The following is an 11179-nucleotide window of genomic DNA, read 5'->3' on the forward strand; positions in this document are numbered from 1 at the left end:
CCTTCATATCCAGCGAGCACCAGGACCGATATGCAACATTCACAAGAATCGACGTTCCGTTCCCCCCTGTCGTGGACCGCTGCCGCGGCCGCGCTCATGCTGGCCGGCTGCAGCATGACGCCGGTGCAGCTCACGCGCGACGAGATCGTGGTGCGCGTGCGCCACGACCAGAAGCAGCTCTACAAGGACCAGGCCGCGGTGGCCACGCCGATGACCTATTCGGAGGTGCTGGCGCGTGCGCTCAAGTACAACGCCGACTACCGCCTCAAGCTCATGGAGTCGGCCCTGGCGCGCGGACTGCTCGACGTGTCGGCCGCCGACATGCTGCCCAAGCTGGTGGCGGATGCCGGCTACAACGACCGCAGCAACGATTCGGGCGGCACCAGCATCGGCATCGAAGACCGCGTGGTGAGCCTGCGGCCCTCGACCTCGGAGCAGCGCTCGCACTACTACGGTCGCGCCACGCTGTCGTGGAACGCGCTGGACTTCGGCATCAGCTATTTCCGCGCCAAGCAGGCGGCCGACGAGGTCAACATCTCGGAAGAGCGCCGCCGCAAGATCCTGCAGAACATCGCGCAGGACGTGCGCAGCGCCTACTGGCGTGCCATCGGTGCGCAGCAGCTCATCGGCGACGCCGACCGGCTGGCCGTGCGCATCGAGGACGCGTTGAAGAAGTCGCGCGAGGCCGAGCGCGCCGGCGTGCTGCCGCCCGCGCAAGGGCTGGCCTACCAGCGCGCGCTGCTCGATGCGATGTCGCTGGTCAACGCCAAGCGCCAGGAGATGCAGTTCGCCAAGCGCGAGCTGGCCGCACTCATGAGCCTGCCGCCGGGTGTCGACTTCACGCTGGTCGAAGGGCCGCAGGACGGGCGCGCACCGGTCACGCTGGACATCGACAAGCTCGAGCTTGCCGCGCTGGAAAACCGCGCCGAGCTGCGCGAGGAAGACTACAAGGCGCGCATCGGCATCGCCGAGACCAAGAAGCAGATCGCCTCGCTGTTCCCCAGCCTCAACCTGTACGCCGGGGCGCGCTACGACTCCAACTCCTTCCTCTACAACAGCAACTGGAGCGACGCGGGCGTGAGCCTGTCGATGGACCTGTTCCGGCTGGCGGCCATTCCGGCCATCAACCGCACCAACGACGCGCGCAAGAAGACCGATGAAGCGCGCCGCCTGGCGCTGACCATGGCGGTGATCACGCAGGTGCGCGTGTCGGCCGAGCGCTACAAGCTGGCGGTGGTCGACCAGGAACTGGCGGCCGAGTCGAGCCGCGTCGACCAGCGCATGTCGAGCGTGGCGCGGGCCGGCGCCAGCAACCAGCTCGAGAGCGAGCTCGAGGCACTGCGCGTCGATTCGCGCGCGCTGGTGTCGCGCTTCCAGCTCGCCACGGCCTATGCGGCCACGCAGACCTCGTACGGCCGGGTGCTCAACTCGGTCGGCGTCGATTTGATGCCGGCCTCCGTGGCCAGCACCGACATCCAGACCGTCGCCAAGGCCATCGAGCAGAGCATGGCCGAGGGCGAGAAGGCGGTGTTCCTCGAAGCGGCGCTGATCCAGACGCGCAACCGACCCGTGACCGTGCGCGTGCGCGACCTGCCGTCGGGCGTGAGCGAAGCGGCGGTGCGCAGTGCGGTCGAACGCATCGTCACGCGCAACGAGCTGGTGTCGTCGGGTGCTGCCGATGCGCTGGTGCTCACGCTGGCCTTCCAGCGCAATGTGCCGCAGGTGCGCGGCACCACGCGCGCCCAGTGGCGGCTCACGCTGGCCGAACCGGGCGGGCGCGAGCTGTTGTCGCAGAACTACGCGAGCTACGTGCCGGCCGTGACGACCGAAAGCGCGGTGAGCGCCTTCGCCGAGGCGGCGACGCTGTCGGTGATCTCGGACGTGCGCCGCCTGGCGCGCACGGGTGCCACGGTGACGCAGAAGTGAAAGCGGGCAGGTCCTTGATGAAGCTGCCGCACCTGGCCGTTCTTCGCGCGCTCGTTCTCGTGTCGTGCGCCGTGGGTGGCACGCACGTCGGCGCCCAAACGGCGCCGGCTGCGGCGCCGCCACGCGCTGCCCCGAGCGGTGCGCCCGGCAACCTGGCACCGGTGCGTTTTCTCGTGGTGGCCGCGCAGGAAAGCGTGCTCTCGGCCTCGGCGCCGGGCCGCTTCGCGAAGGTGCCGGTGAGCCTGGGCGACACGGTGCGCGCCGGCCAGGTGCTGGCCGCCTACGAGTGCGACGAGATCCAGGCGCGCCGCGCCGCCGCGCGTGCCGAGCACGAGGCCGCCAAGGTGCAGTACGTGGGCAAGCTGAAGCTGCAGGGCCTGCAGTCGGCGGCCGAGATCGAGGTCGAGCTGGCGGCGGCCAACGTGAACAAGGCGCAGAGCCAGGTCCGCATCTTCGATGCCCAGATCGCGCAGTGCAATTTCGTGGCGCCGTTCGCCGGCAAGGTGGCGCGCGTGCACGTGAAGGTGGGGCAGGGCGTGAACCCCGGCGCGCCGGTGGTCGAGCTGGTCGGCAACGGTCCGCTGAAGGCGCGCATGAACGTGCCCTCGCAATGGCTGGCCTGGCTGAAGACCGGCCAGCGCCTGGAGGGCACGGTCGATGAGACGGGCGGCACCGTGGCGCTGAAGGTCACGCGCGTGTCGGGCCGCGTCGACGCGGTGAGCCAGACCATCGAGATCGAGGCCGAGCTGGCGGGCGAAGCGGCCGGCCAGGTGCTGCCGGGCATGAGCGGGCAGGTGCGCGCACCGGCCAGCAAGGGATGAGCGCCGCACGCAGCAAGGATTTTTCTTCGTGACCGATCTCGCGTTCCATGCACTGGCCGCGAAGGTGCGCGCGGCGCAGCGCCCGGCCGACATGGCCTTTCTGATCTGCAACGAGACCCACGCGCTCGCGCCGTACCGGCAGGCCGCGCTGGTCGGTTTCTTCGGCGCGCGCCGCACGCGGCTGGTGGCGCATTCGGGGCTGGCCGATGTCGAGTCCGACTCGCCCTATGCGCTGTGGCTGGCGTCGGTGGCCGACCATCTGAAGCCGCGGCTGGACGAACTGCCGGCCGCTGCGCGCGTGCTGGCGCTGTCGCCCGGCATGCTGCCGCCCGCGCTCGCCGCCTCGTGGGCCGACTGGCTGCCCGACCAGGTCTGGGTGCTGCCCATGGCCGACCCCGACGGCCGCGCGCGCGCCGCGCTGTTCCTGGCGCGCGAGGCGCCGTGGCCCACCGAGTTCGACGCCAAGGCGCCCGAGTTTTTGCTGCTGCAGGCCGCCGCGATGTACGGCCACGCGTGGTGGGCGCTGACCGGTCGGCGTCGCTCCATCGGCACGCTGCTGCGCGAGGCCTGGTCGCGCAAGCCGCTGCGCTGGGCGCTGGCGCTGCTGCCGCTCGCGCTCCTGGTGCCGGTGCGCGAGTACGCGCTGCTGCAGGCCGAGGTGATCTCCACGCGCAGCCAGGTGATCGCCTCGCCGCGCGACGGCGTGATCCGCCGCATGACCGTGCCGCCCAACACACCGGTGGAGGCCGACCAGACCATCGCCGAGCTCGACGACACCACGCTCGACAACCGCCTTTCTGTGGCGCGCGCGGCGCTGTCGACCGCGCGGCTGGAGCTGCACCAGGCCTCGCAGCGAGCCATCGAGTCGCAGTCGGCCAAGGCCGAGCTGAGCCTGGCCGAAGGCAAGCTGCGCGAGCGCGAGGTGGAAGTGAATGCGCTGCAGCGCGAAGTGGCGCAGCTGCAGATCAAGGCGCCGGCCAAGGGCGTGTTCGTGTACTCCGACCCCGACGACTGGGCCGGCCGCCCGGTGCAGACCGGCGAGCGTGTCGGGCTGCTGGCCGACCCGGCCGCGCTCGGCGTGCAGGCCTGGGCGCCGGTGAGCGAGGCGGTCAACCTGGCACCGGGTGCGCCCATGACCTTGTTCCTGCGCGTGGCGCCGCTCGACCCGGTGTCGGCGCAGCTCGACTACGCCGGCTACCAAGCGGTCGAGGCGCCGAACGGCGTGGCCAGCTACCAGTTGCGCGGCCACTTGCGCGAGCCGTCGAGCGTGGCGCGCATCGGTCTGCGCGGCACGGCGCGCGTGTCGGGCAGCTGGACTGTGCTCGGCTACCTGCTGCTGCGCCGGCCGTTCGCGGCGGCGCGGGAGTGGTGCGGATGCTGAGCGGCGCGGCGCTCGCGGGCCGTGGCGCCCCTGCGGGTGCGGGTGCTGCGTCGCCGCCACCCTGGCCGGCGCTGCGCGAGGAACTGCAGATCCATCCGACGGGCGCCAACCGCGATGGCTCGCCGGCTTGGCACATCAGCGACCCGGTGCGCAACCTGTTCTTTCGCATCGGCTGGCTCGAGTTCGAGATTCTTCTGCGCTGGCCGATGGCCGATGCCGAGCGCATCGCGCAGGAGATCGCGCGCGACACCACGCTGGCGCCCGACGCCGACGACGTGGCGCGCTTCCAGGGCTTTCTCGAACAGCACCAGCTGCTGCGCACCGTGCGCCGCAAGCCGCCGACGCCGGCCTGGCGATGGCTGCTCAACAACTACCTGTTCGTGCGCATTCCGCTGGTGCGACCGGCGCGCCTGCTCGAGAAGATGCTGCCCTGGGTCGAATGGCTCTACAGCCGCTGGTTCGTGGCGCTCACCGCGCTGGCCGCCGGTGTCGGCGTGCTCCTGGCCGCGCGGCAGTGGGACACGGTGGCGGCCCACCTGCGCGGCGCCATCAGCTGGGAAGGCGTGCTGGGCTTTGCCGGCGCGATCGTGGTGTCGAAGCTGCTGCACGAGATGGGGCACGCGCTCATGTCCACGCGCCACGGCGTGCGGGTGGGGCACATGGGCGTCGCGCTGCTGGTGATGTGGCCGATGGCCTACACCGACACCGGCGAAAGCTGGAAGCTGGCGCGCTCGCGGCATCGGCTGGCGATTGCGTCGGCCGGCATCTGCGCCGAACTGGTGCTGGCCGCGTGGTCGACGCTGCTGTGGGCCTTCATGCCCGACGGCGACCTGCGCAACGCGCTGTTCTTCCTGGCGACGACGGCCTGGGTGCTGACGCTTGCCGTGAACGCCAGCCCCTTCATGCGCTTCGACGGCTACTACATGCTGACCGACGCGCTCGATTTTCCCGGCCTGCACGAGCGTGCCGGCCAACAGGCGAAGCGCGCGTTGCGGCGCTGGCTGCTGGGCTTCGACGATCCGTCGCCGGAGACGCTGACGCCGGGCTTTCGCCGCTTTCTCATCGCGTTCGCGTTCGCGACCTGGGCCTACCGGCTGGTGCTGTTCATCGGCATCGCGGTCGTGGTGTACCACGCGTTTTTCAAGGCGCTGGGCGTGTTCCTCTTCATCGTCGAGATGGGCGTCTTCGTCTTTCGGCCGGTGATGGCGGAGCTGCGCGTGTGGCATGCGCGGCGTGACGAGATCAAGCCGCGGCGGCGCGTCGTGGCAGCGTTGTTGCTCGCACTCGTGGCGGCGGTGCTGCTGGTGCCGTGGCACGGCGGTATCTCGGCGCCGGGCGTGCTCCGGGCCGGTGTCGAACAGCCCGTGTTCTCGCCCTATGCCGCGCGGCTGGCGGCGATGGAAGCGAACGACGGCGCGGCCGTGGCGGCGGGGCAGTCGCTGGTCACGCTCGAGGCGCCCGGCCAGACCGAGGAGCGCGAGAAAGCGCGTGCGATGTCCAGCGCCTACGCGCGTGCGGCGCGCGGCGCCATGGGCCTGGAAGAACGCCCGGCGGCGCAGCAGGTGCTGGCCGAACAGCAGGCCAGCCGCTGGGACACCGAGCGGCGCGCGCGCGACGCCGAGCTGTTGCGCCTGCGGCTGGTTGCGGCGCACGGCGGCACGATGCGCGACGTCGATCCGCTGCTGCAGTCGGGCACCTGGGTCGCGCCGTCGCAGCTGATGGCGATGGTGGTCGACGGGCGGCGCTGGCGCGTCGAAGCGCTGGTGCCCGAGCACGACCGCCAGCGCCTGGCGGCCGGCAGTCGCGCGGTGATCCTCGTGAAGGGCCGCACGCGCAAGCTCGAAGGGCAGGTGCGCGCCATCGACAACAGCCCGGTGCGCCGGCTGCCGCACCTGTTGCTGGCGCAGGACCACGGCGGCCCGATCGCGCTCAACCCGACCGCGCAGAAGAAAGACCTGCGCCCGGCCGAAGCCTGGTTTCGGGTGACGGTGGAGGGAGAAGACGACACACCGGTCGACGGGGTGCGCGAGGTGCGTGCGCATTTCGAAGGCACCCGCGAGAGCCTGGCCCGCCGCTGGATCAACGCGGCGACCTCGGTGCTGATCGAGCAGTCGGGGTTCTGAACAAGCGCGCCCGCTTACGCCGGCCGGCGCGGTGCCGGCGGGTGAGGCCCGCGGTCTGCCTTACAGCCGGGTGTGCTCGGAGGGCGGCATGTCCTGGTCGGAACGCAGGACCGCCAGCATGCTCATGAGCGTCACGCCCGCGGCAAGACCGACCAGAAAGGCTAGAGCAACGAGGGAGGGGTCGGTTGTCCACATGGGGTTCTAACGCCGTGCATCGCATCAAGGTTTACCAGTGTTTACACTTATTTGACACGCCCGGCAGGTAGGGCAAAACAGGCGTGCACAGAAGGGTCGGCGCAGCCCCGCACACACCTGCCACACGGCGTGGCTATAGTCTTTTGACCATGCAGCAACGGATCGAAGTCGTCTTTGTCTCCCGGCGCAATTCGCTGCGCAGCGTGCTGGCCGAGGCCTGCCTGGCCCACCTGGATTCGAGGCGTTTCGCGGCGCGCTCGTGCGGGCAGCCGGGGCGGCTTGCGGCGGATGTGAACCCCGCGGCGGTCGAGGCCTTGGGCAGCGCCGGCATCGCCTTGCCGATGTCACCGCCGCGCAGCTGGGACGTGTTTGCGCGCGCGGGCTCGCCCCGGGTGGATTTCGTCATCACGTTGGACCCGTCGCTCGAACCGCTGCAGCCGCGCTGGCCCGGCCAGCCCGATGCGGCGCTGTGGCCTTACCCGGACGTGGCGGGCGCCGGCACCGGCCCGGACGACGCGGCGCATGGCGCGATCCAGGTGCTGTACTCACTGCGGCGGCGGCTCGAACTGCTGATCAACCTGCCGCTCGTGGGCGCCGATCGCACGGCGCTGCGCTCCGACATCCGCGACATGGCGCACATGCGCTGACGCGATCGGTCAGGGAACGGCGAGCCGGAGCACGAAGGTCTTGGCGTGCGGTTCGGTGAGAAAGACCTGCGCCACCTGCCAGGCCTGTGCATGCGCGTCGCGCCAGGCGGTCGCGTACTTGATGTCCAGGCGCGTCATGGGCGGTTCGTCGAACTGCTCGAGCCGGCGCCAGAGCCGGTAGCAGTGCGCGACCTGCCGGGGGGACCCGAGCAGTTCCTCGAGTTTGATGCGGTAGGTGAACGCCGCCACCATCACGTCCCGCACCGTGACGTTGCGCCCCTCGACTTCGACCGTGTAGAGGTGTTCGGCTGTGTGAATCTCGTCCTTCATGCGGCGGCAACGGGGGAGGCGGGTCGATCAGGAGGATGCGCAGAAAGAGGGAGACGGATCACGGCCGCTCCATCCTAGATGGCAGGCTGTTTTGGTGCGAGTGCCGAAAGTCATGCGGGTGTTCACACATGGTGTCCCTTTGCTCGGTGCGCGTGAAATTGTTATTAAACGAAATTAAATGCTAATACCTAGGAACTATGTCCTAGGGCGGCGCCGGCAGTAGCCCTAAGCTCCTCACTGACATGAGCGCCACACAGCAACATCTTTTCGTCGAACTTTCCGACGGTTGGTCCAGCGAGATCGACATCCGCCAGACCACCGGCGGCCGCTATGCCGGCGTTGCCGAACTCCGCCTGCGCGGGCTCAAGCGCGGCGTGCTCGTCTTCATGCAGCAGCCCTCGCTGGACGCCGCGGTCGCGCGCGTGCGACTGCGGGCCAGCCAGTTCGCCCGCGAACGCCTCACGCTGGCCGACGCGCGCGCCGGCGCGCTGAACTGACGCGGCCCGCCGCGCGCTTGAAGTTTTTCTATCCCGGCCATCGGGATTGCCAAACCCGCTGCGTCCGCAAGCGGCGCACCATCGAGGCTCACGGATCTCACCGATGGAGCACACGACATGTTGAAGCACTTCAGGAAAGCCATGGGCGCCGCCATTTCGCTGGCCGGGTTCGTGGTGCTGGTGACCCAGCAACTCTGAACGCCCGGCCTCTCTTCCCGCATGGCGCCGCTCAGGGTCGCGCCGGCAGCAGCGGCGAGGTGTACACCGCCGGCGGCGGACGCTGCGGATACACCGAGGTGCCGAAGGTGTTGCCCATGCGGTGCCCGGTCGCCGCGCGGTTGAACAAGCCCAGCTGATTGCCCGGCCGCTGCGTGATCGCTTCCGAGGCCAGCCCGGGCGTCGCGTCGTCCGGCCCGCGTGCCGGCATCGTGGGCGCGAGCTTGCGGGTCAGGCAGTCGTAGGCGGGCGTGCGCTCGCCGTTCACCACCACTTCCACGCAGCTGCCGTCGGCCTCGCCGCCACCGGAAGGCGGTGTCTGCGCCGCCGCGCCAGTGCCGATCACCGAGAGCATCACGCCGAACAGCCACACACCGACGCGCATCGTTGCACCCCAGGAAGAAAGTAGAAGGAACGCCGTGCCATGGCAACGGCCAACCCGGCAGTCTGGACCGCGCGCAAGTCAGGAAGAAGACGGAATCTCGCGAGGTCTGAAGTGTGAACGAAACGTCACATGTCGGTCATGCGCGCTCGCTAGTCTCGCCCGCACGCTCACCCGGGCCGCACGGCGGACGGCCGCTTTCCAGACCCTTCGTTGCTGCTGTTGATCCTCCGTCACATGACACGTACTTCCGCATCGGGCGGTGGCCTGACACTGTCCTGGTGCCTGGTCATGGCGCTGGTGATGTGCGCCGCCCACGCCGCGGCAGCCGACGACACGGCGAGCGACGCGCCAGCGCTGCATTTCGACCTGCCGGCGCAGCCGCTGGCACGCTCCCTCGCCGTCTTCGGCCACCTCACGGGTCACTCGGTGCTCGTCACCAGCCGCCTCACCGACGGCCGCGAGGCGTCACCGGTGCAGGGCGACTTCGCACCGCGCGACGCCTTGCGGCGGATGCTCGTGGGCACCGGGCTGGTGGCGCGCTACACCGGCGCCAGCGCATTCACGCTCGTGCCGACACAGCCGGCGACCGCCGCCCCCGACGAACGCGCGCCGGCGGGCGCCGCCCCGGCCGGCAACGTCCCGGCCTTGCAGGCCTACGCGGCCGTCCTGCAGGGGGCGGTCACGCGCGTGCTGTGCATCGCGCAGCCCGACGCTTTCGGCCGCTACCGGCTCGCGATCCAGTTGTGGATCGACCCGGCGGGCGCCGTCACCGAGGCCCGCCTGCTCGAGGGCAGCGGCGTGCCGGCGCGCGATGCCACGGTGCTTGCCAGCCTGCGCAAGCTCGGCCTGGACACGCCGCCGCCGGCCGCGCTGCCGCAACCCGTCACGCTGCTGCTGACCCCGCGCCCCGACCCGGCGCGCGACTGCCGGCCGTACCTGCGCGCGCGCGCAGGCTGAGTCGCATGACCGAATCGATCAAGGCCTCGCTGCGTGCGCTGTTCCTCGCGCGCTATGCGCAGTTCCGCAAGCACCTGCACCATCGCCTCGGTTCGGAAGACCTCGCCAACGACGCGCTGCAGGAGGCCTACCTGCGCGTGGAGAACTCGACCGTGCGCAGTGCCGTGCGCTACCCCTCGGCCTACCTGTTCCGCATCGCGCTCAACGTCGCGGAAGACCAGCGCAAAAGCAATTCACGGCTGCTGAGCGTGGGCGAGGTCGAGGCGCTGTACGACATGGCCGACGAGGCCGCCGACCCCGCGCGCGGCGCCGAGGCGCGCAACGAACTCGAGGCCCTCGAGCGCGCGCTGGCCGAGCTGCCGCGCCGCCGCCGCGCCATCGTGCTGGCCGCGCGTGTCGACGAGATGCCGCACAAGGACATCGCGGCGCGCTACGGCGTGTCGGCGCGCACCGTCGAGAAGGAATTGCGCGCCGGCCTGGAACATTGCTGCGAGCGGCTCGGGCGGGATTTCATCCAGCGCTTCGGTCCTGGCGCCGGAAAACAGTCTCCCCATGATGACCGCTGAAGAACCCCAGGCGACCGAGGCCATGAAGCAGACCCTGCAACGCGAAGCGCAAGCCTGGGTGGTGCGGCTCGGCTCGCAACAGGCCACCGAAGACGACGCCCAGGCCTTCCGGCGCTGGTGCGCGCGCAGCCGCGCGCACGCGCAGGCCTTCGTGCAGGCGCGCCAGGTGTGGCAGGCCATGGCGCCGGCCGCGCAGCGCGTGCGCCAGCAGGAAGCGCGCGAGGCGGCCCGCCGTCTGCCGGTGCCCGGCCGCCGCGCCTTCCTGGGCGGCGCGGTCGCGGCGTCGGTCGCCTACCTCGCGGTGTCGCCGCCGCTGGCGCTGTGGCCCTCGGTCGCCGAGTGGGGCGACGACTACCGCACCGCCACCGGCGAGCAGCGCGAGGTCGCCATGGGCGACGGCGTGGTGCTGCAGATGAACACGCAGACGCGCATCAACCTGCGCCGCGGCACGACGGAGAGCGCGAGCGAAGCCATCGAGCTGGTGTCCGGCGAGGCCGAGGTGCTCGCCGGTGGCCCGGCCTCGGCGCGCGTCACGGTCGCGGCGGGCGGCGGCACGGTGTCGGCCACGCGCGCGCGTTTCAACATCCGCCACCTCGACGGCGAGGTCTGCGTGACCTGCCTCGCCGGCCAGGTCGATGTGGCGCAAGGCACGCAGCAGGCGCGGCTCGACGCCGGCCGGCAGCTGCGCTACGGCCCCGCGGGGCTCGGCGTCGTCACGGGCGTGGACACCGGCCCCGTCGTCGCCTGGCGCCGCCGCCAGCTCGTGTTCGACCAGGTGCCGCTGTCGCAGGTGGTGGCCGAGGTCAACCGCTACCGCCACGGCCGGCTCATCCTCACGAACGAGACGCTGGGCCGCAGCCGCGTGCAGGCCAGCTTCTCCATCGACCGGCTGGACGACGTGGCCTTCCTCGTGCGCGACGTGTACGGCGCCGAACTCACGCAGCTGCCCGGCGGCATCGTGCTGCTGGGCGCCGCCAGCGCCTGAGGCGCGTTGCAACGTGCCGGTCCGCGCGTTCGTGAAGATTTCGTGACATGGTGCAGTCGCGCCGGACCTTCGCTGTCATAGCTCGGTAGTCCACGGGCCCTTGCGCTTCGTGGCCCCGATCGAGCAACGAAACACGAACCCATGGAAGTC

At 70.7% G+C, this 11179-nt stretch carries 11 protein-coding genes; 9 read left to right on the forward strand and 2 right to left on the reverse strand.

Annotated features, from left to right (window positions below; all coding sequences use genetic code 11):
- The first annotated feature begins 30 nt into the window (after positions 1-30).
- The 5 genes from AC3WQM_RS00485 (at position 31) to AC3WQM_RS00505 (ending at position 7093) form a co-directional block, all read left to right on the forward strand.
- A complete protein-coding gene (locus AC3WQM_RS00485; protein ID WP_492676477.1) occupies positions 31-1926 on the forward strand; it encodes a TolC family protein in 1896 nt (631 codons plus the stop codon).
- A gap of 17 nt (positions 1927-1943) precedes the next feature.
- Entirely contained in the window at positions 1944-2747 is an 804-nt protein-coding gene (locus tag AC3WQM_RS00490) for an efflux RND transporter periplasmic adaptor subunit (RefSeq protein WP_492676478.1), read from the forward strand.
- 28 nt (positions 2748-2775) lie between these two features.
- Positions 2776-4128 (forward strand): efflux RND transporter periplasmic adaptor subunit, encoded by a 1353-nt coding sequence (locus AC3WQM_RS00495; protein WP_492676479.1) that lies wholly within the window; start codon positions 2776-2778, stop codon positions 4126-4128.
- The gene (locus tag AC3WQM_RS00500; RefSeq protein WP_492676480.1) at positions 4122-6251 is read left to right on the forward strand and encodes a site-2 protease family protein; all 2130 of its coding nucleotides are present in this window, start codon (positions 4122-4124) and stop codon (positions 6249-6251) included. The genes AC3WQM_RS00495 and AC3WQM_RS00500 overlap by 7 nt, the downstream gene beginning before the upstream one ends.
- A gap of 344 nt (positions 6252-6595) precedes the next feature.
- Complete coding sequence (locus AC3WQM_RS00505; protein WP_492676481.1) at positions 6596-7093, forward strand: arsenate reductase/protein-tyrosine-phosphatase family protein; 498 nt, start codon at positions 6596-6598, stop codon at positions 7091-7093.
- A 9-nt stretch (positions 7094-7102) separates the two neighbouring features.
- On the opposite strand, the gene AC3WQM_RS00510 is transcribed toward AC3WQM_RS00505, so the two are convergent.
- Positions 7103-7423, reverse strand: a complete 321-nt coding sequence (locus AC3WQM_RS00510; protein ID WP_492676482.1) for a hypothetical protein — start codon at positions 7421-7423, stop codon at positions 7103-7105.
- A 242-nt stretch (positions 7424-7665) separates the two neighbouring features.
- Here AC3WQM_RS00510 and AC3WQM_RS00515 point away from each other — a divergent pair, with 242 nt between their 5' ends.
- Complete coding sequence (locus AC3WQM_RS00515) at positions 7666-7920, forward strand: hypothetical protein (RefSeq protein ID WP_492676483.1); 255 nt, start codon at positions 7666-7668, stop codon at positions 7918-7920.
- 229 nt (positions 7921-8149) lie between these two features.
- Here the strand turns inward: AC3WQM_RS00515 and AC3WQM_RS00520 are convergent, their stop codons facing one another.
- Positions 8150-8521: a hypothetical protein gene (locus AC3WQM_RS00520; RefSeq protein ID WP_492676484.1), complete on the reverse strand. Its 372-nt coding sequence runs from the start codon at positions 8519-8521 to the stop codon at positions 8150-8152.
- A gap of 234 nt (positions 8522-8755) precedes the next feature.
- Here AC3WQM_RS00520 and AC3WQM_RS00525 point away from each other — a divergent pair, with 234 nt between their 5' ends.
- From AC3WQM_RS00525 to AC3WQM_RS00535, 3 genes are read left to right on the forward strand one after another with little or no spacing between them, the layout of a single operon-like run.
- Complete coding sequence (locus tag AC3WQM_RS00525; protein WP_492676485.1) at positions 8756-9478, forward strand: secretin and TonB N-terminal domain-containing protein; 723 nt, start codon at positions 8756-8758, stop codon at positions 9476-9478.
- A gap of 5 nt (positions 9479-9483) precedes the next feature.
- Positions 9484-10044 carry an RNA polymerase sigma factor gene (locus tag AC3WQM_RS00530; RefSeq protein ID WP_492676486.1) on the forward strand — a complete coding sequence of 187 codons (561 nt, stop codon included), beginning with the start codon at positions 9484-9486 and terminating at the stop codon, positions 10042-10044.
- Positions 10031-11029, forward strand: a complete 999-nt coding sequence (locus AC3WQM_RS00535; protein ID WP_492676487.1) for a FecR family protein — start codon at positions 10031-10033, stop codon at positions 11027-11029. The genes AC3WQM_RS00530 and AC3WQM_RS00535 overlap by 14 nt, the downstream gene beginning before the upstream one ends.
- The last annotated feature ends 150 nt before the right edge of the window (positions 11030-11179 follow it).

Source organism: Variovorax sp. FW301-JW7, assembly GCF_058788795.1.

Bases quoted from the DNA above. Each gene is read 5' to 3' on its own strand.
- AC3WQM_RS00485 (WP_492676477.1), top strand. From the start codon at position 31: ATGCAACATTCACAAGAATCGACGTTCCGTTCCCCCCTGTCGTGGACC.
- AC3WQM_RS00490 (WP_492676478.1), top strand. From the start codon at position 1,944: ATGAAGCTGCCGCACCTGGCCGTTCTTCGCGCGCTCGTTCTCGTGTCG.
- AC3WQM_RS00500 (WP_492676480.1), top strand. From the start codon at position 4,122: ATGCTGAGCGGCGCGGCGCTCGCGGGCCGTGGCGCCCCTGCGGGTGCG.
- AC3WQM_RS00505 (WP_492676481.1), top strand. From the start codon at position 6,596: ATGCAGCAACGGATCGAAGTCGTCTTTGTCTCCCGGCGCAATTCGCTG.
- AC3WQM_RS00510 (WP_492676482.1), bottom strand. From the start codon at position 7,423: ATGAAGGACGAGATTCACACAGCCGAACACCTCTACACGGTCGAAGTC.
- AC3WQM_RS00515 (WP_492676483.1), top strand. From the start codon at position 7,666: ATGAGCGCCACACAGCAACATCTTTTCGTCGAACTTTCCGACGGTTGG.
- AC3WQM_RS00520 (WP_492676484.1), bottom strand. From the start codon at position 8,521: ATGCGCGTCGGTGTGTGGCTGTTCGGCGTGATGCTCTCGGTGATCGGC.
- AC3WQM_RS00525 (WP_492676485.1), top strand. From the start codon at position 8,756: ATGACACGTACTTCCGCATCGGGCGGTGGCCTGACACTGTCCTGGTGC.
- AC3WQM_RS00530 (WP_492676486.1), top strand. From the start codon at position 9,484: ATGACCGAATCGATCAAGGCCTCGCTGCGTGCGCTGTTCCTCGCGCGC.
- AC3WQM_RS00535 (WP_492676487.1), top strand. From the start codon at position 10,031: ATGATGACCGCTGAAGAACCCCAGGCGACCGAGGCCATGAAGCAGACC.